The organism is Gemella haemolysans (assembly GCF_001553035.1).
In the GTDB taxonomy this organism is placed as follows: Bacteria; Bacillota; Bacilli; order Staphylococcales; family Gemellaceae; genus Gemella; species Gemella haemolysans_B.
The window spans coordinates 42,147-66,882 of record NZ_KQ959965.1; the positions used below are offsets into that span (position 1 = coordinate 42,147).

At 29.1% G+C, this 24,736-nt stretch carries 18 protein-coding genes; 16 read left to right on the plus strand and 2 right to left on the minus strand.

Features of this window, described 5'->3' with window-relative positions; all coding sequences use genetic code 11:
- The first annotated feature begins 61 nt into the window (after positions 1 to 61).
- The 15 genes from HMPREF3186_RS05730 (at position 62) to HMPREF3186_RS05800 (ending at position 22,992) form a co-directional block, all read left to right on the plus strand.
- On the plus strand, positions 62 to 565 hold the full coding sequence (locus HMPREF3186_RS05730; protein WP_060914323.1) for a methylated-DNA--[protein]-cysteine S-methyltransferase: 504 nt from the start codon (positions 62 to 64) through the stop codon (positions 563 to 565).
- Positions 566 to 653: 88 nt separating this feature from the next.
- Positions 654 to 1,616, plus strand: coding sequence for a methionyl-tRNA formyltransferase (gene fmt / locus HMPREF3186_RS05735; protein ID WP_060914324.1), 963 nt, complete (start codon positions 654 to 656; stop codon positions 1,614 to 1,616).
- Positions 1,609 to 2,946 carry a 16S rRNA (cytosine(967)-C(5))-methyltransferase RsmB gene (gene rsmB, locus HMPREF3186_RS05740; RefSeq protein ID WP_060914325.1) on the plus strand — a complete coding sequence of 446 codons (1,338 nt, stop codon included), beginning with the start codon at positions 1,609 to 1,611 and terminating at the stop codon, positions 2,944 to 2,946. The genes fmt and rsmB overlap by 8 nt, the downstream gene beginning before the upstream one ends.
- Entirely contained in the window at positions 2,927 to 4,060 is a 1,134-nt protein-coding gene (gene rlmN, locus HMPREF3186_RS05745; protein ID WP_060914326.1) for a dual-specificity RNA methyltransferase RlmN, read from the plus strand. The genes rsmB and rlmN overlap by 20 nt, the downstream gene beginning before the upstream one ends.
- On the plus strand, positions 4,038 to 4,781 hold the full coding sequence (locus HMPREF3186_RS05750; RefSeq protein ID WP_060914327.1) for a protein phosphatase 2C domain-containing protein: 744 nt from the start codon (positions 4,038 to 4,040) through the stop codon (positions 4,779 to 4,781). The genes rlmN and HMPREF3186_RS05750 overlap by 23 nt, the downstream gene beginning before the upstream one ends.
- Positions 4,774 to 6,678: a Stk1 family PASTA domain-containing Ser/Thr kinase gene (gene pknB, locus HMPREF3186_RS05755; RefSeq protein WP_060914328.1), complete on the plus strand. Its 1,905-nt coding sequence runs from the start codon at positions 4,774 to 4,776 to the stop codon at positions 6,676 to 6,678. The genes HMPREF3186_RS05750 and pknB overlap by 8 nt, the downstream gene beginning before the upstream one ends.
- Positions 6,679 to 6,763: 85 nt before the next feature.
- Positions 6,764 to 8,512 carry an excinuclease ABC subunit UvrC gene (uvrC, locus tag HMPREF3186_RS05760; RefSeq protein ID WP_060914329.1) on the plus strand — a complete coding sequence of 583 codons (1,749 nt, stop codon included), beginning with the start codon at positions 6,764 to 6,766 and terminating at the stop codon, positions 8,510 to 8,512.
- A gap of 132 nt (positions 8,513 to 8,644) precedes the next feature.
- Positions 8,645 to 9,562, plus strand: coding sequence for a fumarylacetoacetate hydrolase family protein (locus HMPREF3186_RS05765; protein ID WP_060914330.1), 918 nt, complete (start codon positions 8,645 to 8,647; stop codon positions 9,560 to 9,562).
- A gap of 12 nt (positions 9,563 to 9,574) precedes the next feature.
- On the plus strand, positions 9,575 to 10,714 hold the full coding sequence (gene recA / locus HMPREF3186_RS05770; protein ID WP_003145575.1) for a recombinase RecA: 1,140 nt from the start codon (positions 9,575 to 9,577) through the stop codon (positions 10,712 to 10,714).
- Positions 10,715 to 11,070: 356 nt separating this feature from the next.
- Positions 11,071 to 13,254 carry an ATP-dependent helicase gene (locus HMPREF3186_RS05775; protein ID WP_060914331.1) on the plus strand — a complete coding sequence of 728 codons (2,184 nt, stop codon included), beginning with the start codon at positions 11,071 to 11,073 and terminating at the stop codon, positions 13,252 to 13,254.
- 6 nt (positions 13,255 to 13,260) lie between these two features.
- Complete coding sequence (gene ligA / locus HMPREF3186_RS05780) at positions 13,261 to 15,252, plus strand: NAD-dependent DNA ligase LigA (RefSeq protein WP_060914332.1); 1,992 nt, start codon at positions 13,261 to 13,263, stop codon at positions 15,250 to 15,252.
- Positions 15,252 to 15,527: a LapA family protein gene (locus tag HMPREF3186_RS05785; protein WP_060914333.1), complete on the plus strand. Its 276-nt coding sequence runs from the start codon at positions 15,252 to 15,254 to the stop codon at positions 15,525 to 15,527. The genes ligA and HMPREF3186_RS05785 overlap by 1 nt, the downstream gene beginning before the upstream one ends.
- 31 nt (positions 15,528 to 15,558) lie before the next feature.
- Positions 15,559 to 17,820, plus strand: coding sequence for a single-stranded-DNA-specific exonuclease RecJ (gene recJ, locus HMPREF3186_RS05790; RefSeq protein WP_060914334.1), 2,262 nt, complete (start codon positions 15,559 to 15,561; stop codon positions 17,818 to 17,820).
- Positions 17,821 to 17,842: 22 nt separating this feature from the next.
- On the plus strand, positions 17,843 to 18,469 hold the full coding sequence (locus HMPREF3186_RS05795; protein ID WP_060914335.1) for a DsbA family protein: 627 nt from the start codon (positions 17,843 to 17,845) through the stop codon (positions 18,467 to 18,469).
- Between the two features lie 218 nt (positions 18,470 to 18,687).
- Positions 18,688 to 22,992, plus strand: a complete 4,305-nt coding sequence (locus tag HMPREF3186_RS05800) for a leucine-rich repeat protein (RefSeq protein ID WP_060914336.1) — start codon at positions 18,688 to 18,690, stop codon at positions 22,990 to 22,992.
- A 69-nt stretch (positions 22,993 to 23,061) separates the two neighbouring features.
- Here HMPREF3186_RS05800 and HMPREF3186_RS05805 read toward each other — a convergent pair whose 3' ends face one another.
- Positions 23,062 to 23,541, minus strand: a complete 480-nt coding sequence (locus HMPREF3186_RS05805; protein ID WP_269446632.1) for a VanZ family protein — start codon at positions 23,539 to 23,541, stop codon at positions 23,062 to 23,064.
- Positions 23,542 to 23,654: 113 nt separating this feature from the next.
- A complete protein-coding gene (locus HMPREF3186_RS05810; protein ID WP_060914338.1) occupies positions 23,655 to 24,026 on the minus strand; it encodes an iron-sulfur cluster biosynthesis family protein in 372 nt (123 codons plus the stop codon).
- A 177-nt stretch (positions 24,027 to 24,203) separates the two neighbouring features.
- On the opposite strand from HMPREF3186_RS05810, the gene HMPREF3186_RS05815 reads away from it, so the two are divergent.
- Positions 24,204 to 24,716, plus strand: coding sequence for an adenine phosphoribosyltransferase (locus HMPREF3186_RS05815; RefSeq protein ID WP_003144963.1), 513 nt, complete (start codon positions 24,204 to 24,206; stop codon positions 24,714 to 24,716).
- Positions 24,717 to 24,736: the final 20 nt, after the last annotated feature.

Sequence of the window (24,736 nt, forward strand, 5' to 3'; positions counted from 1 at the left end):
GTCACTCCCTCTTTTTTTGTTATAATAAAAGTATATTAGTATAAATTCAAAGGAGATTTAAATGTATTATTGTACTTATGAAAGCAAAATAGGACTTTTATATTTAATTTCAGACGGTAATAGTCTTACCGGATGTTATCTAGAAGGACAGAAGTATTTTCCTAATAATATTGATAACTATTATATGAATGAAGAATTAAGTATATTGGTAAAATCTAAAGTCTGGTTAGAAAAATATTTTAATGGTGAAAATCCAAGTATAGATGAAATCCCTTTAAATTATATTGGGACTGAATTTAGAAAAACAGTATGGGAAGTACTTAAAGAAATATCCTATGGAAAGCTAGTTACATATAAACATATAGCAGAGAAAATTGCTAAGGCCAAAGGTATAAAAACTATGTCATCTCAAGCAGTCGGAGGAGCGGTTGGACATAATCCACTGTTAATTTTTATTCCATGTCATAGAGTAATAGGGGTAGACGGAAGTTTAACAGGTTATGCTGCCGGACTTAATAATAAGAGATTTCTATTAAATCTAGAATCTGATAATAATCATTATTAATTAAAGGATGAAATACTGTCCAACAATAGAAGAATATACTAAAATATGGTATAATTAAATAGATTAAATTCTTTTTTAGGAGAAATAAATGAACGATAAAAAAATAGTATTTATGGGAACTCCAAAGTTTGCAGTTCCTGTTTTAGAAATGTTAATAGAAAATTACGGAGTGGATTTAGTTATCACTCAGCCAGATAAAAAAGTTGGTAGAAAGAAAGTACTAACACCTCCTCCAGTAAAAGTTGTAGCTTTAGAAAATAATATTAAAGTATTACAGCCTGAAAAAATATCAACAGATGAAGAGACTTATAAAACATTAAAAGAATTGAATCCGGATATTATTATTACCGCAGCATATGGACAACTTGTACCAGAGAAGATTTTAGAGATTCCTAAACATAAGTGCATCAATGTTCATGGCTCATTATTACCAAAATTACGTGGAGGAGCACCTATTCAGTATTCAATACTTGAAGATCACGGGAAAACTGGGATAACAATTATGTATATGGTTAAAAAACTGGATGCAGGAGATATGTTATCAAAAGTAGAGGTAGATATTCTTGACAGTGATAACTATGAAACTCTACATGATAAACTGTCAATTGCAGGGCGTGATCTATTAAATGAAACTCTTCCAAAAATATTTAGTGGTGATATCAGCCCAGAAAAACAAGATGATGCAGAGGCTACATTTGCTCGCAATATCCTAAGAGAAGACGAGAAGATTGACTGGAACGCTTCAGCTAGAGATGTATTTAACAAAGTTCGCGCATTAGATCCAACACCTGGAGCATTTACTTATTTAGAAGGTAATGTGCTAAAAATTTGGTCAACTGAAGAAGTTAAGCAAGGCTTTGAATCTAATTTTGACAAAGTTGGAACTATAATTAAACAAGATAAGAAAAATATCTATATTCTATGTGGTAATAAAACAGTGTTAAAAGTCAATGAACTTCAAGTTTCTGGTAAAAAACGTATGCCAGTTGTAAATTTCTTATCAAATAAAAAAGACTATGTAGGAACCGTTTTAGGTGAAGAAAATGAGTAATATTAATGCTCGACATATTGCTTACGAGGTTTTATATACAATTATCCAGGAAAATGGCTATAGTAATATTACTTTAAATAAATATTTTAATCAGCATAAAGTTGAAGAACAAGATAAGAGATTTATCAGTGAAGTAGTATATGGTTCTATAAAAAATAAATTGTATTTAGAACACATTCTTAAATCTTATTCTAAAGGTAGAGTAAAACCTAAAGTTAAAGTTATTTTATTAATGAGTATTTATCAATTGCTATACATGGATAAGACACCGAGTTTTGCAGTTATTGATGAAGCTGTAAAATTAGGTAAAAAAATTGCAGGAAATATCACAGGAAAATTTGTAAATGGTATTTTAAGAAATATTGAGCGAAATGCTAGCAATTTAGATCTTAAATATAAAAATGCTACTGAAAAATTCTGTATAGAAAATAGTTGCCCTAGTGAATTATATAATATACTTAAAGAACAATACGGAGTTGAAAAAGCTCAAAAAATAGTTGTGTCTTTTAATGAAAAGAGCAAAAATAGTATTAGATATAATCCATTAAAAATTACTAAAAAAGAGTTAATAGAAAAATTAGGAGATGCTGTTAGTGAGAGTGAAATCTGTGAAGACAGCCTAGTTTTAAATAAATTAAACTTAGATAGTAGTTTATTTACAAAAGGATATTATATTGTACAAGATGAGGCTAGTGCTCTAGTTGCATCGTCAATTGGCTTACCATTAGATAAAAAATACAAAATATTAGATACTTGTGCTGCTCCGGGTGGTAAAAGTTTACATATAGCTAGTAAGTATTTTAATTCTAGTTTAATTTCATGTGATAAATATATACATAAGCTAAAATTAATTGAAGATAATAAAGAGAAGCTTGGAATTACCAATATTGATGTTAAAGAACAAGATGCTACTCTAAACAATACTTCATTTAATAATAAGTTTGACATAGTAATCTGTGATGTGCCATGTTCAGGAATAGGGGTTATAAAAAATAAACCTGAAATTAAATATAAGATAACAGATGCATATGTTAAAGATATTGCTAAACTTCAATATGATATTTTAGACAATAGCAAACACTATGTAAAACAAGAAGGAATTTTAATGTATTCAACTTGTACGATTGATAAGAGAGAAAATATAAAAAATATAGAGAAGTTTTTAAAAGAGAATAAAGATTTTAGTTTAGAGAGTATTTCTCTAAATAATAGTATTGTAAAAACGCGAGAAAATGGTGTATTAGAAATACTACCTGATGAGTATAGTTGCGATGGATTCTTTATCGCTAAACTAAAAAAATGGAGGAAAAATGTTAATTTCAGATTTTAAAGGCTATAAAAAGTCTAGATGGTTAAAAGATTTCGATAAAATGTCTATATATTCTATAAGACTTGATCAATTAGAAGAATATATTGTAAGTATCGGTGAGAAAAAATTTAGAGCAAAACAAATCTTTGATTGGTTATATAAAAAGAGAATTACAGATTTTTCAGAAATGAAAAATGTACCTAAGTCTCTACAAGAGAAACTTTCTGAAGAGTTCGAGATTACAACTCTAAAAACAATTATTAAGCAAGAATCTGCTGATGGAACAATGAAATTCCTATTTGAGCTACAAGATAAGTATACTATTGAGAGTGTACTTATGAAAAATAAATATGGTAACTCATTGTGTGTAACAACACAAGTAGGTTGTCGAATTGGATGTACTTTCTGTGCATCAACACTTGGTGGTTTAAAACGTAACTTAGAAGCAGGAGAAATTGTTTCACAAGTACTAAAAGTACAACAAGAATTAGATAAAAAAGGTGAACGTATTTCAAGTATTGTAATTATGGGTATCGGTGAACCATTTGAAAACTACGATGAGATGATGGACTTTATCAGAATAGTAAATAGTGATGAAAGTTTTAACATTGGTGCTCGTCATATTACCGTTTCAACTTCTGGTATAGTACCGAAAATTTATGATTTTGCGAATGAAAAAGTTCAAATTAATTTTGCGGTATCATTACACGCACCCACTAATGAATTACGTAGTAAAATCATGCCAGTAAACAGAGCCTATAATATTGATAAGCTTATGGAAGCATTGAAATATTACCAAGAAACTACGAATCGTCGTATTACATTCGAATATGGTTTAATGGGTAAAGTAAATGACCAAAAAGAACATGCAGAAAAATTATCGGAAATAATAAAAGGCTTAAATTGCCACGTTAATTTAATTCCAATTAACTATGTACCTGAACGTAATTATGTTAGAACTAGTAAGAGTGATATTTTTGCTTTTGAAAAAATTCTTAAGAAAAATAAAGTTAATGTAACAATTAGAAGAACACAAGGTGATGATATTGATGCTGCTTGTGGTCAACTTCGTGCTAAAGAACGTAAGGAAGAGGTAAAAGGAGGAATTCCAGATGCCACTAGTATATTCGTATAATAGTAATAGAGGAAGAAAAGAAAAAAATGATGATGCTGTCAGTGTTTCGAAGAACAAGCAAGGAGCATTAATTGCTATTGTTTGTGATGGTGTAGGAAGTCATAGTAATGCTGCATATTCTAGTAACTATATAGTCACAACTTTAGAAAAAGAGTGGCAAGATTTAACATTTGCTAATTTTAACAATATGAAAAACTGGCTTTGTGATAGAATTGAAAAGTTCAATACTGAATTATTTACCAAATCAAAAGACAAAAATGAGAAAATGGGAACTACAATTGTTTCGGTTGCTATTTTTGATGGACAAGTTGTTGTTTATAATATTGGTGATAGCAGTGCTTATGGTCTTACAAAGGATAATGAAATGAATATTGTTACAGTTGAAGATTCATTTGTTGGGGCCTTAATATCAGCAGGAGCAATTACTGAAGAAGAAGCAAAAAGTCATCCAGAAAGACATGTTCTAACACAAGCATTAGCTACAAGAGAATCGATTGATTTACATACTTTTATCGATGATTTAAATAAATATAATTATTTCCTATTATGTTCAGATGGATTAACGAATATGATAGAAAATGATGAAATTCAGAATATTGTAAGAAATAATGAATTATCGATTGCTGTTGATGATTTAATTGAAAAATGTGTTAACCGTGGTGGAGTAGATAATATTTCTGTAGCTATAATAAAAAATCTAGGGGGTGAAAACCATGATTAATAAAATTATCTGTAATAGATATAAAATTTTGGATCATCTAGGAACTGGTGGTATGGCTACAGTTTGGCTAGGATATGACACTATTTTAGATAGACAAGTAGCTATTAAAACTTTTAAAATCGATGCAAATGATGAAGATGCGGTTAAAAGATTTAATAGAGAAGCAAAAGCAGTAACAAGTTTATCTCATCCAAATATTGTATCAATTTATGATGTAGAAAATGAAGGTGAATTTTACTATTTAATACTGGAATATGTTAAGGGAATGACTTTAAAAGATTATATGATAAAAAATCCTCGTATTCCTATTGAAACTATAGTTCATATTGCCAAACAAATAGCTTCTGGATTAAGTCATGCTCATCAAAATGGAATAATACATAGAGATATTAAACCACAAAATATTCTAATGAATGATAATCTTACATGTAAAATTACTGATTTTGGTATTGCAAGAGCATATGGTGATACGACACTTACTCAAACAAATCAAATGTTAGGAACAGTATATTATTTATCACCTGAGCAAGCTCGTGGTAATGTTGCTACAGCTCAAAGTGATATTTATTCATTAGGAATTTTGATATTTGAAATGATTACAGGTCAAATACCATTTAAAGGAGAATCTGCAGTAGCAATTGCTTTAAAACATTTACAAGAAGAACTTCCGGATATCGATAAATATAGAGAGAATGTACCACAAAGTGTAAAAAATATTGTTTTAAAAGCTACTATGAAAAATCCTAATGAGAGATACATTAGTTCTAAAGAATTATTTGAGGATCTAAGTACAGTTCTTAATCCAGAACGTTTATATGAAAATAAATATACTGGATTTAAAATCCCTGCACAACCTGCAAATAATTATAACGAAACTCAATATATAGATAATAGTAGTAATAACAATCAATATGATTATGCCGATTATAACAATGAAGATGATGAGTATTATTATGATTATAATCAAGATAATAGAAATAATAACGGACGTTATCAACAAAATAATAAACCAAAGAATAACTATAATAATGTAAGTAAACGAGATGAAAAAGAAGAGACATCTAAAGCTAAACATATATTCCTTGCAATAGTGGCTATTATTACCATAGTAGTTGGTACATTTTTCATCTATAATTACGTTATTGGATCTAATAGTGTTTCTGCTCCTGATGTTCGTAATAAAACTTTAGAAGAAGCTAAAGTTGTAATAGTTAAAGCAGGACTTGAGGTAGGGGATGTTACGGAAGTTGCTAGCGACGATGTAAAAGAAAAAACTGTAATAGACAGTGATCCTAAAGCTGGTAAAAAAGTGAAAAAAGGTTCGAAGGTTGATCTAAGAGTTTCTTCTGGTAAAAAAACAGTAGATATGCCTAATTTTGTTGGTATGGATGAAGAAACGGTTAAGAAAAATGCTTCAAAATTAGGATTCAAAAATATAACTGTTGAGAAAGTAGAAAGTAATTCTTATGATACTGGGAAGGTTATTTCTCAAAACATTAGAGCTGGTATGGAAATAATACCAAAAGAAAAAGAATTAATAATTCAAGTATCTACAGGTAAAAAGAAAGTGACTATGCCTAATCTTGTTGGTGAAGATAGCACAACTGTAGAAAGTACTGTTGCATCATATGGATTTAAGAATGTTACTTACAGAGAAGAATACTCTGACAAAGAGGAAGGGATTGTTATCTCGCAAAGTATCAAAACTGGATCAAATATAGTTCCTAGTGATGAATCTCTAGAAATAGTAATCTCAAAAGGAAAAGAAAGAAGTTCTTCACGAGATGAATCTAGTGATGATTCGAGTGTAGGTTCTAGATCAAATGATGAAAGAACTAATAGAAAAAACTCAACAAGAAATAATTCTAATAATAGTAGAAATAACAATAGTAACTAATTAGTGATTATAAAAGCACAGGGGAGATATTTATTTCAACTGTGCTTTTTCACAAAAGCTATAAATTTATTATATGGTGATTAATATGAATTTAACATTACAAAAAAAACTAGAATTACTTCCTGATAATCCAGGGTGTTATTTATATAAGGATAATATTGGAGAAATTATTTATGTAGGTAAAGCTAAAAATCTTAAAAACAGAGTAAAAAGTTATTTTACAGGTACTCATAATAAAAAAACGCAGACTTTAGTATCAAAAATAGAAGATCTTGAATATATAATTGTTAATTCTGAGAAAGAGGCATTATTATTAGAGAATAATTTAATAAAGAAATATCGACCATATTTTAATATTCGTTTAAAAGACGATAAGAGTTATCCGTACCTAATGATTACAAAAGAAGAACACCCTAGATTGCTGATGACTAGAAAATATAAAAAAAATAATAAAAATATATATTTTGGACCATACGTTGATATAAAATCAGCTACAGAGGTTAAGAAAATATTAGATAAAATATATCCATTAAGGAAGTGTAATCCAGTAGAAAAAAGACCATGTATGTACTATCAAATTGGTGAGTGCATAGGTCCTTGTGCTAAAAAAATTACTGCTAATGATTATAAGTCACAGATTTCTAAAATTAAATCTTTCTTAACAGGAAATACAAAAGAAATATTAGCTGATTTACAAAGTAAAATGCAAGAGCACATTAAAAATTTAGAGTTTGAAGCAGCTGGACAAGTCCATAATTATATTAAATCAATAGAAGTTTCGGTTCAAAATCAAGTTGTTGCAGATAGTACTAATGTAGATAGAGATTATATTGGCTTTACTTTTAATAATGATTATATATGTATCCAAATATTTTTATCTAGATTAGGTAATATTATAGAACGTAAAGTAGAATATTTTAATTTATACGATACGCCTGAAGAGATTTTATATTCTTACTTATTACAATACTACGCTCTGAACAAACTCCCGAAAGAAATATATATTGATGAACTTGATGGTAATCTCCTTTCTGATGTAGTAGATTGTAAAGTTATAATTCCGAAAAGAGGTAATCATAGAAAAATATTAGATACAGTTAAAGAAAATGCAACTTATTACTTAAACAATAATCTTGCTATTGAAGAACTTAAAGAAAGAAAATTACAAGTTACACTTAATAATATTGCTGAAAAATTAGGGGTAAATTCTATCAATAGCATTGATGCCTTTGACAATTCTAATATAATGGGGGTAGATGCAGTTTCTGTAAAAGTAAATTTCACTAATGGGAAAAAGAATACTTACAATTATAGAAAATTTAAAATTGATGAATCTATGGGAATTAATGATGTTCAAACTATGAAAGAAGTACTTTATAGGAATTATAAAGATAGGAAGACTAATACGGAATTATTAATAGTCGATGGTGGAAAGAACCATCTTAATGTAGCCATTGATGTTGTTCATAATACGCTTGGTTTAAAACAAATTAAGATTATTGGGTTAGCGAAAAATGACAAACATATTACTGAGTACATTATTACTGATGATTATGAGATTATAGAATTTCCTAAGACATCAGCAGAATATTTATTCTTAAAGCAAATACAAGATGAGGTTCATAGGTTTGCCATAACTTATCATAGAGCGACAAAGAATAAAAATATGTATAAATCTAGCCTTGATGATATACAAGGCATCGGAAAAGTTAGAAAGAACTTATTATTAAAATCATTTTCTTCATTAGAAGAAATTAAGAATGCACCAGATGAGAAACTCTTAAAACTAGGCATTCCTAAAGATGTAATAAAAAATTTAAAGAAAAAATTATAATTAATTAAGTTATCCATATTTTAATTAGATAAAATATACGGATAACTTAATTTTTTTGAATTATTCTATAGTAATATTCTTAAAAGTATGGTATAATAACGTAAAGAAATTATAAAAGTCGAGGAGGCAACTATGAAATTTTTATCATTCAGTTATAACGATAAAGAATTATATGGAGTAAAAGTAAAACGTGAAGAAAGTGCATGGGACTTAATTAAAGTACTTGAAGACTTTGATAATAATGAAACTATTCCACAATCGTTAAGAGAAGCAATTGAAATATATGGTGTTTCGTTTATAGAAAAAGTTAGAAAAGTATTAAAATTAGTTGAAGAAAGCAGTAATGCTGATAACTATAAAGTACCATTTGATAAAATAATTTGGCGTTCACCAATTACAAGAACACCAAAAAATATTCTTTGTGTTGGTCACAACTATGAAGCTCATGTTAATGAACTTGGTGATGAGTTGGCAAAAACTCCTAAAGATGTTCTTATCTTTACAAAAGCTACAACAGCTTTAGCTGGAAATAATGAAGTAGTGCCATCTCATAAGGATATTACAGATAGTTTAGATTTTGGAGGGGAACTAGCTGTAGTAATAGCAAAACCAGGGAAAAACATACTAAAACCTCTAGTTTTAGATTATATTTTCGGATATACAATTTTGAATGATATCACAGCTACAGACTTACAATATAAACACGGTCAATTTTTCTTAGGGAAATCATTGGAAAAATCAGCACCTGTTGGGCCTTACTTAGTTACAAAAGACGAAGTTAGCTCACCAGAATCTATGAGTATTGTGACAAAAGTTAATGGAGAAATCAAACAAAATGCTATGACATCTGAGATGCTATTTAGAATTGATGATGTTCTTGCTGAAATTAGTAAAGTAGTTCCTTTAGAAGCTGGGGATATTATTGCTACTGGAACACCTGCAGGAGTAGGTTCTGCTCAAAAACCACCTAGATTCTTACAACCAGGGGATGAAATTAAAATTACTGTCGAAGGAATTGGTACATTAACTACTGTTATTGGAGACAAGTAGAAAGGAAAAACAATGGCAAAGAAATCAAAAGACAAACAAGTTACACATATTGAAAAAGACGATTTAAAAGCACGTCAAGCCGCGATTAATGAAGCTATTAAAGTTATAGAAAAAGAATACGGTAAGGGTGCTATTATGGATATTTCATCAGAAAATCCAATTAAAGTAGAAGCAGTATCTTCAGGATCATTAGCAATTGATTCAGCTCTAGGAATAGGCGGATATCCAAAAGGACGTATTGTTGAAGTATATGGTCCAGAGTCATCAGGTAAAACAACAATTGCACTACACGCGATTGCTGAGGTACAAAAAACTGGAGGAATAGCAGCATTCATAGATGCTGAAAATGCCTTAGACATTGAATATGCTAAAGCATTAGGGGTTGATTTTACTCCTGGTAAATTCTTCTTATCACAACCTGACAGTGGTGAACAAGCACTGGATATCGCTGAAAAACTTATTTTATCTGGTGCAATTGATATTATTGTAATTGACTCAGTAGCTGCATTAGTACCAAAAGCTGAAATTGATGGAGTAATGGGAGCTAACCATATTGGTTTACAGGCTAGACTTATGTCACAAGCTCTTCGTAAATTAACTGGTCAAATAAATAAAGCTAATACTATTGCACTATTTATTAACCAACTTCGTGAAAAAGTTGGAGTTATGTTTGGTAGTCCTGAAGTTACAACAGGTGGACGTGCATTAAAATTCTACTCAACTGTACGTATCGATGTACGTAAAGGTGAAGCAATTAAAGGTGCTGATAGTGAAATTTTAGGTAATAGAACTAAAATAAAAATTGTAAAAAATAAAGTAGCTCCACCATTCAAAGTTGCTGAAGTAGATATTATGTTCGGTGAAGGAATCTCAAAAATCGGAGAAACTCTTGATTTTGCAGTTGACTTAGATATTATTAACAAATCTGGATCATGGTTTTCATATAATGGAGAGCGATTAGGTCAAGGACGTGAAAATGTTAAAAAAGTATTCGAAGAAAATGAAGAACTATATAATGAAATTTACGGCCTAGTAAGGGATGAAATTATGAGTAAAACTGGGAAAAAGAATAACTCAGTAGACGAAGAAGAATCAAATGATAATATTGATGAACTTGATTTAGGGATAGAAACTTTAGGTGAGGTTGAATAGTAGTATATGAATAAAAAATTATTTAAAATTGTATTATGGTTAATGATTTTTATTATATTAGCTAGTGGATTTATTTCAGCTATAGCAATATTCTTATAATCTAGATACATAGTAAATGAAAATAAAAGGGGATGCCCCAAAAGTCATAAATTTTTAAAAAAGTTTATATGAGAACTCATAGACGCAGTTGTTTATTGATATCTAAACACACTTTGTAAAAGTTTTTTAGATATCGATAAACTTTGCGGGGGTGACTCGACAAAATCGATTTCTCTGAAATCACGATTTTTGAGTCACTCCCTTTTATTTTGAAAATATGATAAAATATTATTAGAGAATGAATAGGAGAAATAATAGTGAATTTAGTACAAAATATGAATGATAATCAGCTAAAAGCTATATTAAAAACAGAAGGTGCCGTAATGGTTATAGCTGGAGCAGGTAGTGGTAAAACTCGTGTTTTAACAAATAGAATAGCTTATTTAATTTCTGAAAAAAATATATTAGAAAATAATATCTTGGCTATTACCTTTACCAATAAAGCCGCTAAGGAAATGAAAGAAAGAATATATGCTCTAGTTGGTGAGACTTCAAAATATATTTGGATAAATACATTCCACTCTATGTGTGTAAGAATTTTACGTCAACATATAGAACTTTTAGGATATAATAAAAACTTTACAATACTTGATACAAGTGAGCAAAAAAGTATTATAAAAAATATTGTTAGGTCTTTAGATTTATCAGAAGATGCATATCAACCAGCTAACGTATTAAAAATAATTTCAAATGCAAAGAATAGTTTAATTTCTGTAAAAAAAATGAGAGAACAATCTCGTTTTGGGTTCATGAAAAATGTAGCAGAAATTTATGCACACTACCAAAGTTATTTAAAGAAAAATAGTGTTTTAGATTTTGATGATTTAATGCTTAAAACAATTGTATTATTTAAAAAATTCCCTGAAGTTTTAGCGATTTATCAAAATCAATTTCAATATATTCATGTTGATGAGTATCAAGATACTAACGTTATTCAATACAGATTAATTAAGATGTTATCTGCTGTTCATAAAAATGTATGTGTTGTTGGTGATGATGACCAAAGTATTTATAGCTGGCGTGGTGCATGTAGTGATAACATAATAAATTTCGAAAAAGATTTTGACGATGTTGAACTAGTGTTCCTTGATCAGAACTACCGTTCTAATTCAACAATTCTTGATGCTGCTAATGCCGTAATTAAAAATAATACTGATAGAAAAGAAAAAGCATTGTGGTCTGAAAATAAAGGTGGAGGCAAAATATCTGTTTACGCTGCTTCTAATGATAAAGATGAAACAGATGATATTGCTAAAAAAATACTTGAATTGAAAAAAGAAGGTATCGATTATAAAGATATTGCAATTTTATATCGAGCTAACTACCTATCACGTCAAATGGAGAATTCATGTTTATCTTTCGGAATACCATATAAGTTAATTGGTTCTCTAAAATTCTTACAACGCCAAGAGGTGCGTGATTTACTTGCTTATTTAAACGTTATTGTTAATAGAGCCGATGAGTTTAGTTTAAGAAGAATTATTAATGTACCAAAAAGAGGTGTTGGTGCTAGTTCAATGGATAAAATTGATAAGTATGCAGAACAATACGGTATTTCTTTATTTGAAGCTTTAAAAAATATCGAAGCAGTAGGAGTCTCTAAAAAAATAGTAACGAACATCCAACTACTAACAAATCTAATTGAGAAATATTCAGAAATAGATAAATACTCAATAGATGAATTAATTATTGGTATTTATAAAGATTCTGGATATGAAAATATGCTAAAAGAATCTAATGATCCTTATGCAGAAAGTAGAATTGAAAATATTTCTGAGTTAGTATCTTCTGCTAAACAATTCTCTAATATGAATGATAGTCTTATTGATTTTATCTCAGAAATGTCACTTACTTCTGATTCTGATGATGAGAATCAAGAAGATGCAGTAGTACTATCTACAGTTCATGCTTCTAAAGGATTAGAGTATAAAGTAGTTTTCATAATGGGGTTAGAGGAGAATTTATTCCCATCTATTAGAGATGCTGAGAGTAGCGCTGACGAAAAGAATAAAATGGAAGAAGAACGTCGATTAGCTTATGTAGCTATTACTCGTGCAAAAGAAAGATTATTTATGTCTTATGCAAACAGAAGAATGCAATTTGGTTCTATCAAGATGAATAAACGTTCTAGGTTCTTAGATGAGGTTCCTAACAAATTAATGCATTTTGAATCTTCATTCGGAGGAAGTTTTGAAAGTACTGAGTCAAATGTAGATCAAGCCAATAAGTTTATCAGCAGACTTAGTCCAAAAATTAAAATTTCTGAGAAACCTAAGTCTTCAGTTAGTACAAATTATGGTGTAGGTGACACTGTGCTTCATAAGAAATTTGGAGAAGGTAAAGTCTTAGTCATATCTACAGATAGTGTAAAAGTTGAATTTAGTGAGGTTGGTGTAAAAACTTTATTAATTGAGTATGCTAATCTGACTAGAAAGGATTAATAAATTATGAAACAAATTCAAGAAGAAATTTTCAAACTAGTTTCACTACTAAATAAATATTCATATGAGTATTATGTTGAAGACAATCCGCAAATAACTGATACTGAGTATGATACTTTATATAAACAATTAGAGAAACTAGAAGAAAAATATCCTGAGTTAATACTAGAAAATTCTCCTACACAAAGAGTAGGAGATAGAGTTCTTGATGAGTTTGAGAAAATTACTCATAAAATTCCGATGTTAAGTTTATCAAATACATTTTCTACTGAAGATTTGATAGATTTTGATGCTAGAGTATCAAAATTAGTTTCTGGTGAAAATGTTGAGTATATATGTGAGCTAAAAATAGATGGTCTTGCCATTTCTATTAACTATGATAATGGTAAATTAGTAAGTGCAGCTACTCGTGGAGACGGAACAGTCGGAGAAGATGTTACTGAGAACATAAAAACAATATTTTCGATTCCAAAAGTATTAAAAGATAAAAAATCATTTGAGGTTAGGGGAGAGGTTTATCTCCCAAAGAAATCTTTTAATATACTTAACAAAGAGCGAGAAGAAAATAATGAGGTATTATTTGCGAATCCTCGTAATGCAGCAGCAGGATCTTTAAGACAACTTGACTCTAAAATAACAGCAAAAAGAAGGTTATCGGCTTTTATTTATTCAATAGTTGGCGATGATAGCATTGGTTCACAAGAGAGTGCTTTAAATACAGCGAAAGAATATGAACTTCCTGTAAATCCAAATTTTAAACTTTGTAAAAGTATTGATGAAGTAATTGACTATATTAACTACTGGACCGAACACAAACAAGATTTACCGTATGATATTGATGGAATTGTTATTAAAGTGAATTCATATAACCTGCAAGAAGAGATAGGTTATACCCAAAAAAGTCCTAGATGGGCTACGGCTTATAAATTCCCTGAAGAAGAACTTGCTACTAAATTATTAGATGTAGAACTTAGTGTAGGTAGAACAGGGATAATTACACCTGTTGCTATACTCGATCCAATTGTAATCTCTGGTTCTACAGTATCAAAAGCATCTTTACATAATAAAGATATTATTGAAGAACTAGATATTCATATTGGGGATATGGTAGTAGTTAAGAAAGCTGGTGAGATTATTCCTAAGGTAGTTCGTGTTATTAAAGAGTTAAGAGCTGAGGGAACTACAAAATATCAAATGCCATCTACTTGTCCATCGTGTCATCAGGAAACTTATGTGAAAGAGAATGATCCTTTTACTAGATGTAAAAATCCTGATTGTCCTGATCAAAATATTAGAAGAATAATCCATTTTGCTTCAAGGGATGCTTTAAATATTGAGGGATTAGGTGATAAAGTAGTGGCGACTTTATATGATAAGGGTATTATTGGACATACAATAGACTTATATTCATTAGACAGAGAAAAACTTATTGATTTAGAAAGAATGGGTGAAAAGTCTGTTGATAATCTATTAAACGCAATAGAAAAATCAAAAGAAAGTTCTTTAGATAAAGTTATCTATGCTCTAGGAATATTGAATGTAGGTAAAAAAGCAGGAAAAATACTCGCAGAAAAATATTTGAACCTTTGTAATTTTATGAATGCAACATTAGAGGAACTAATTAATCTTGATGATATAGGACAAATTACAGCAGAATCTATTTTAGATTATTTATCTGATGATAATAATATTAAGTTTATCAAAGATTTAATTAATATTGGAATGAATCCTCAATATGAAATAAATGCAGTGAATACAGATAATATATTCTCTGGGAAAACAGTAGTATTAACTGGTAAGCTTGTAGAATTAACGAGAAATGAAGCAAAAGAATTTTTAGAAAAAAACGGAGCAAAAGTTACTGGAAGTGTTACTTCAAAAACTGATCTAGTAATTGCAGGCGAGAAGGCAGGGTCTAAACTTGCTAAAGCTGAGCAATTAGGTATTGAGGTAATAAATGAAGAACAATTTGCTAACATGGTAAGAGAGGTGGAATAATGGACAATAAATTACCGTATAAAGTGTTTGGTATTGTTATTGTAATAGTATCTATAATAACTTTTTTCATTATGAACTACAATTCAGTACCGGTATCATTTATATTTTTTACAGTTAAATTACCTTTAACAATTTTATTCTTCGTATGTTTTTTTATGGGAATTATAGCAGCCAGTTTTTATTGGTATCAAAAGTATAAAAGTTTAGCTAAAAAATACGAAAGAACAGAAAAATTATTATTTACAAAAGAAAAAATAGAAGATAAAACTGAATAAATGATAACTTTTTAAGAAAAGAGGTGAAAAAATGGGCATAAAATATAACTGGATATATCCAAATTATGATGAAAATTTTATCAAAGAATTAGAATCTTATAGTATTTCTACAAATATCGCCAAAATATTAAATGCAAGAAATATTACAGATATGAATTCCGTTAAAAAGTATTTCTCTGATGAATATGAAGAAGGTTATGATCCATTTTTAATGCATGATATGCAAAAAGCTGTAGATAGGATAAATGAAGCTATAGAAAATGAAGAGAAAATTCTTGTCTATGGAGATTATGATGCAGATGGAATTACATCAACAGTGTTATTAGTAGAAACATTAATATCTATGGGGGCAAATGTATCCTCCTATATTCCAAATCGATTTGAGGAAGGGTATGGCCCAAACAAAGAAGCTTTTACAAAGATTATTGATTCAGGAATAACTCTAATTATTACTGTCGACAACGGAATTGCAGGTGTAGAAGAAGTTGATTTAGCTAATGAATTAGGTTGTGATGTTATTGTAACAGACCACCATAAAATTCAAGATACTATACCTAATGCATATGCAATAATTCATCCTGAACATCCAGAAGGTAACTATCCATTCAAGAAATTAGCTGGAGTAGGGGTTGCTTTTAAACTAGCCCACGCATTATTGGAAATCTTCCCTGATTTCTTATTGGATTTAGTTGCAATTGGTACAATAGCAGATATGGTCTCAATTACAGATGAAAATAGAATATTTGTAAAACAGGGACTAGAATTAATAAATGATGACCCTCGAATAGGTCTTAAGATGCTACTTGAATTATCAGGTATAGATACAAAAATCGATGAGCAAACTGTAGGTTTTTATATAGCACCTAAATTAAATTCTATCGGTAGAATGGATAGCGCTAAATTAGGATTAACTTTTCTTATGGCAGAGGAGCCTGTAACAGCAAGAGCTTTAGCTGAACAGATTGAACAATATAATATTCAACGAAAACAAGTTACAGAAGATATAGTAAAAGACGTAATAAGTAAAATTGAAAATTCAGAAAAAAAACAAAAGAATGTTATTATGGTTTCTGGTGAATACCACGAAGGAGTACTAGGCATTGTAGCATCGAATATTGTTGAAAAATACCAGAAACCAGTTTTTATTATGAACGAAAAAGAAGGGGTACTTAAGGGCTCTGCGAGAAGTATTTTTGATTTTAATATCTACATAGCAATGAACAAAATATCAGATTTATTCTTAGCATTCGGTGGTCATACATTGGCTGCTGGTTTCTCTTTTGAAAAATCTAATTTTGAAAAGATTGAAGAATTTTTAGATAAGGAATTTGAAGAATTTAAACAAAATAATGATTTGAAAGCTAATAAGAATATCGATATTGTTACTTCATTAGAAGATATTAGTTATCAATTTCTAAATTCATTAGATGCTCTAAAACCATATGGTATGGATTTTGAAAAACCTACTGTATTAATAGAAAATGCAATGGTTCTGAATAAAACACACTTTGGTTCTGAAAAACAATATTTAAGATTAACAATAGCAGATGAGGTTGGAAATTTAGACTGTATTACTTTTAAAGACAGTGTAACCTTTGATAAAGTTGAGAAAAACGATATTATTGACTTATTGTGTAACATAGATAAAAATAACTTTAATGGTCGTACAAAATTACAGGCTCATATTATAGATATACATATTAAAGAATTTTTATTCGAAGATTTGAGATTCATAAACTATGATATTGCAAATATTGATACCAATTGTTTAAAACTCTCTAAACACAGAGATGATAAAGATAATAATTTCTATCAATATAAGGATTTAGATAGCTTAATAGACAAGGAATTTGAATATATTTATTTACTAGATATACCAACTTCTAAAGAATATCTATACAAAATAATAAATCTAAAACCTAAAAAAGTGTTTTTAATATGTGAAGAGAAACAAGTTTTATCTGACGTATATCTTATTGATAAAAATAGATTAATTAAATTATTTAATCTAATACTTTCAACAAATAACAAACAAATAAACGTAGCTCAACAATTAGATCAATTACTAGTGGTATTAAAAACAAATGTAGATAGTTTAAAAATTATGATTCAAATTTTTAAAGAACTAGAGTTAATTAATTTTGTAAATAACACTATAATACTTAATCCAGATTATAAAACTGTTGATTTGAAAAAATCATCAAGTTTTATAAGAATGGAAAATATATTTGAAGTTGAAAAGTTACTTTTAAAAGAGAGTATTACTAATATTAATAAAATACTTGAAGTTTAATGTAAATTAGAAGGAGATTTAAATGAAAATTTTATACTTTTGGGATGCGTACTGTGGTTGGTGTTATGGATTCGATAAAATATTCACTAAATTTTATGAGAATCATACAGATGTAGAAATTGAAATAATTTCTGGTGGATTATTCATTGGAGATAATAGTAAAAGAATCAAAGAATATAGATATTTCCAGGAAGGAAATAAAAAAATATCTGAAATGTATAATGTAGAATTTGGAGAAAAATATAACGAAATACTTGAAGAAGGTGAAATGGTATTAAACTCTGTTCATCCTGCAATTGCTATGGATATGATAAAAGAGCTAATTCCTAATTCACAAATCTTACACTTTGCATATGACGTTCAATGCAAATTCTTTATTGAAGGAAAAAGTCTTAGCGATGTTCAAACATATGTAGAATTGTGTGAAAAATATGGACTAGATAGCTATGATCTTGCTCTAAAATTAACAATTGCGTTTAAAAATTCTAATCCTATTCACCCTGATTTTATAAGAACTTTAAATCTTGGGATCGAATCATATCCAACAGCAGTTATGGAAAAAGATGGAGAATACTATGATCTAAGAGGATATGCTACAGTTCCAGAAGATATCGAGACACATTATAATTTAATCACTAAAAGATTTTAATTATTTATATTAATTATTTTTTCATTGTGGCAAATTTATGAACAAAATTTACTAGGGGTAATTCCTATGAATTCAGTATTTTATATGCTAAATTCATAGGGATCACCTCTAATTTTTTTTTATTTTTAACGTTTTCACTTGTATATTTTATCCTGTTGTAGTATAATATGATTATCATTAATCGATATTGATTATCATTGTTTTTATGGAGGAACAACATGAATAAAAAATATAATAATAAATTAATAATTGGATTAGCAGTACCTATCTGTTTAAGTATAGGTTCAGTTGATTTCAATTATTCTAAACTAAATCTTGATTCTAATGTAGTTTATGCACAAGATCAACAGAGTACAGGTTTTAAAGTCTACGAACCAGAAATTGGAGCAAGTGGATCACTAGAGATTTCCGTTGAAGGTCAAGATACTTCAGATACTTTATTTAAGAGATACTGGAATAAAATTGATAAATTATTAATAGATGGAAAAGACTTCGGATTTAATAGTGAGGCATCTTCTTCAAAAAACTATTCTTTATTTGATAATGTTATTTACGTTAATAATAGTGAAATAACTAATCATTATAATAAACAAAATAAACATAAAATTGAATTTATTTTTAAAGATGGGTCAAAAGCTGTATATGAAGATAAAGGATATGTAGATCCAACCGCTAAACCAAAATTAATTAGTGAAGGTCTAAAAATCTTAGAACCACAAATAGATAACGATTCTCTAATCTTCTTCTTGGAAGGTTCTGATCTTTATAAAAACTACTGGTCAAAAGTAACTAAACTTACAGTAGATGGAAAAGATTTCGGATTCGATAAACAAAATACAAATAGTAAATATTATAAACTTTACGATGGTCAAGTTACTGCTGCAGATAAAGCTATTACTGAACATTACAAAAAACAAGATAAGCACAAAATTGAGTTTACATTTGAAGATGGTTCTAAAACAACATATGAGGATACTGGTTATGTAGAGCCAAGTAATGAAGCTTCAACACCTACAAAAGATGTTTCTACTGATTCTAACAAACCTGTTTCAAATGCTAAATATACAATTTCTAAATTAGATCAAGGTAAAAACTGGAAAGATGAAAAACACTTAACATTAGAACTATCTGACACTTCAGTTTATGATAATTTTGTTGATGAAATTGCTAGTGTGACTCTAAATGGTACTACTGTAAATAAAGATGTTTTCAAAGATAAAGTAGAAACTTCAAAATATCTTGGAATTAGAATCTTTAACGAAGACTTAGTTAAGGCTTTAAAAGATTCAGGCAATAAACTAGAGGTTAAACTTGTTGATGGAACTATCATTTCTTATCCAGCATCAACTGATAAAAAAGAAGAGGCGAAGCCTACAGAGCCAAAACAAGATACGCCAGCTACTAGCGCATCATATGCTCAAAAAGATTTAGTTGCTAAAGTAGAAAAGAACGGGTACGGAGATGAATTAAACATTTCGCTTGTTGATGGATTTAAAGCGGAAGATGTTCTTAAAAATACTAAAGAAGTAATTATTAACGGAAAAGCATTTGATAAATCACTATTCAGTAAAAACTGGAAAGATCAAATAGTTACTTTCGATGATGGTGGAGAAAGTCTTAAAGCATTTAAAGCTTGGAACTTTGATGGAGATAATACAATTGTATTTAAAGCAAATGACGGTAGTGAAAGTAAAACTTATACTACTGGTAATAAAGTAGTTGAAGAAAAACCAACACCAGAAAAAACTCCTGAAAAACAAGAAGAAAAAACTTATTCACTTACTGATAAATTAGAAGATGGTGAATATACTTTAGGATTTAACGCTTTATACGCCGATGGAAGACAAGGTACTTCAATGTTAGAAGGATTCTTTGATAAAAATGTAAAATTAGTAGTTAAAGATGGAAAAATGAGTATTACAATGTTAAATACATTATTTGCTCATGGTTTATATGATTTTGCCATTCAAAATAAAGGTAAATGGGAATCAGGTGTGAAAGAAAACTTTGGCGAGAAGAATTCAGCGGGACAATACGACAGAGCGTTATTTACACTTCCGGTTGAAGATCTAGACCAAGTACACTTAGGTGGTGTTATAGTTTCTTATATGGGATCTTTAGAGAGTGATAAAGGAAACTTTGATAAATATACTACTGTTAAACTTAAATTTAAACCTGAGATTAAAAAAGGCTGGAATGGATTTGAATTAGTAGAGAAAAATAATGAAGAACGTAAGAAAAGCGATGACTTACTTCAGAAGAAATTAATAGCTAATGGGGTAGATACTAATAACGATGGTAAAGTAACTGAAGATGAATTAAAAAACTTCACTGGTGATATCAACATTGGATCATTAGAGATTGATGGAAAAGTTGATAAAGGTGCTATTTACAACTTAGATTTACTAAAACACATGGGACCTGGTGTTAAATCATTCTCATCTGATAGTAATAACTTTGGTGAATTACCAGAAGACTTATTCAAAAATGCAGTTAATATTGAGCGTATTAACTTAGGAGGAAATGGTGTTACTAAACTACCTGAAAACCTATTTGCTAATAACAAAAAATTAAAAACTGTGAACTTATCTTCTAACAACTTAGGTAATATACCAGAAGGTTTATTTGCAAATAACTCTGAATTAGAATCTGTTGAGTTCAGTCAATCATGGCTATCAACATTACCAGCGAATGTATTTGCTAACAATAAAAAGCTAAAAACAGTAAGTTTATCAAATAATAAGATTGTTTCACTTCCAAATGATTTATTTAAAAATAATACAGGTTTAACATTCTTATCTGTAACTGACAATGAACTTACTAAACTTCCTGACAGTGTTGCTAATTTAACTTCTTTAACACAGTTATATGCAGCTAACAACAAATTAACATCACTTCCAGAAAATGGAGTTAATTTCACTAAATTAAATACTTTAGCTCTAAATAACAACCATATTTCTAGTTTATCTGATGATTTATGGAAAACACTAGCAAAAAATAAAGCAACTGTAAGATTAGTAAATAACCAAATTAGTAATATACCACTAGAATTAATTAAAGCAAATGGTAGTCTACATATTCTTGATATTGCTAATAACAATTTACCAGCAACATTACCGTATAATGATTCTGATACAAAACTATTAGGAATTTCTCCTGAAGTAACACAAGGTTACTATCCACAAAAACAAGCTATTGAATTAAATGTTGTAGCAAAAGATAATAAGATTACAATTCAACCTAAAGATGAAAAATTAACAATTCTTAATCTTCTACACTGGTATAGAGGTCGTTCTGAATTTTATGGCGGAGAAGGTATCTTACAAGGTTTAGAAAAATATAAAGAATTCCTAAGTAAACAAACAAAACCTATGGCCGAACTACTTAAGAGTGATGACTATGGTCGTAACTGGTATATTGTTACTAAGGTAGAACGTATCCGCGGTAATGAAGTTAAAGAACTTAGTTCAACAAGTGTTTCTAACGAAGATGATAGAAAATCAGAAATTACTGATAATGATATGAAAGCTGGAGATAAATATAGAATTACTAAAACTTTATTCGAAAAAAATGCTACAAATATCGACGATAAATTAGTTGAACTTGTAACGACAGTTGAGGCTGATGTTAAGAAAGAAGAACCAAAAGTTGAGGATAAAAAAGATGAGAAACCTGCTGAGCAACCTAAGGTTGAAGAAAAACCACAGGTAACACCTGAACAACCTAAATCAGAAGAAAAACCTCAAGTAACACCTGAACAGCCAAAACCAGAGGAGAAACCACAAACAACACCTTCTGAACAGCCAAAACCAGAAGAAAAACCTCAAGTAACTCCTGAGCAACCTAAAGCAGAGAAGCCTCAAGAGTCTCCTTCTGAACAACCAAGTACACCTTCAGTAGAGGATAAGAAGAATGTAACTGATACTCTTATTGCTAAACTACCTGGTGATGAAGAAGTTAAAGTTCAATTTAAAGAAAAAGATGTTACTGGTATACACTTTGTTGCTCAAAATTCTAACGAACAAAAAGTAAACGAAGTAAAAGAATTAGTTAAAAATCTTGATGAGAAACTAAATGTAGTAAAAACTCTAGACTTATTCTTCACTGACGATAAAGGAAATGTAATTAATAATAACGGAGAAACTAGAGCGGTTACTGTAACCGTAGTTGCTAATGATAATGAAACATTCGAAGTATACTATGTAAATGGTGATAAATTAGAGAAAGTTCAAAGTACTTACAGTGATGGAAAACTAACATTCTATACAGATCACTTTAGCACATATACTATTGTTTCAAGAGCTAAAGAAGCTAAGAACGATAATCCTTATAACAGATTAAATAATGATACTATTAACACATCTGATACAGAAAATAAAGGTGAAAAAGAACAAAATTCACTTCCACAAAGATTTAACAATATACTTCCTAAAACTGGTCTAGCTGAGAATAGTGCAGGAGCTGCATTATTAGGATTACTAGGAGTAGTACTAGCTACATTAGGATTTAGAAGAAAAAGATAAAGTAGATTAATTTACTTTTATAAAAAACAAAAACGATAGATTTTAATTTAGAATCTATCGTTTTTTGTATTAAATTATAAGATAAAGAATGTCATGAATAATGTATCCAGAAACTAGTATTAATATAACATTCATATATATTCTTAATTTTTCTCTAAAGATAACTGAAATAATGTTGATAATAATCACTCCAATAATCGCTCCTAGAGTATTATCAATTAAATCTGTTACATCAGGAAAACCAATAGTCAGTACATACTGTATTGATTCGTAAGTCAAACTCAATATAAATGCTAATATTATCGCTCTAAAACCTGAAGATTTGGGATATAACATCTTTATGTAGAAACTAAATGGTATGAAGAAAAGAATATTCAACAGTACTTCCACAATATCAAAATGACTATATGGTATTAAGTTAACTGTTCTCCATGTTATTCCTGGATGAAGTAGAACTCGTGGATGATTTATCCAAGAAAGATTACTACTTTTTAATAAATTCCAATCCATTTTGGCCACGATTACCCAAGAAAGTATGAATAAATACACAAAAAATAGTATAAAGGTTAATTTTCTGCTGTTAAGAAAAGATTTCAAATTATTCTCCTTTCATTGTTAATAATAGAGTATATATTAGCAAAGTTTATTAAAATTAACTTAAACTATAATTTAATAATTAGTTGTACTTGATCAGCAATTATTCCTGCTTCACTTTTTAAATTAAGAGTAAAATCCTTATAGTCAAAAACATTGTTTTTATCAAACATCATTTCATAGTAAGAAGGGAAGTATACAGATCCAAGATTAGATTCAACCTGTTTATCATATTTATTCCACTTAATATTTACATCATTTTTACTCACTATTAATACTCTATACTTATCGTATACTTGACAGTGACAACCACTTATATTTTCATTATAAGGACTATTTCCATCTGCATAGTCTATTATTATATCATATGTATTCTCATTAGATTTGTTAATTTGTTTTAATATGTATTCAATTGCTGAATCTGAGAATGTAAATTTCATATTTTAACCTCCACGTTAAATATTATATACTTTATTTTATCACACTAATAAATTAAAAAGATAGTATTTAGGATTATCGCTTTCCAGCTTATAATAACAGTATTATAAATTGCTTATTTTCTTATTTTATAGTATAATAATTGAGTTAAGAAAACATTTAGGAGAAAATAAAAATAAATGAATTTAGAAAAATACATTTCAATCGTACCAAATTGGCCAAAAGAAGGAATTAGCTTTAAAGATATTACTACTTTAATGGCGGATGGAGAAGCGTATAAGTACGCTACAGATCAAATTGTAAACTATGCAAAAGAAAAACAAGTTGATGTAGTAGTAGGACCAGAAGCTCGTGGTTTCATTATTGGATGTCCTGTATCTTACTCACTAGGTATAGGGTTCGTTCCTGTAAGAAAACCTAATAAATTACCACGTGAAGTTATTTCATACGAATATGATTTAGAATACGGAAGTAACACTTTAACAATGCACAAAGATGCAATTAAACCAGGTCAACGTGTTCTAATCACTGATGATTTATTAGCTACAGGTGGAACAATTGAAGCAACTATTAAATTAGTAGAAGAATTAGGAGGAATCGTAGTAGGTATTGCGTTCTTAATCGAATTAGATGGTTTAAACGGTATGGACAAACTACAAGGTTATGACGTTCTTACATTACTAAAAATGTAATCTACTATAATAATTAAATA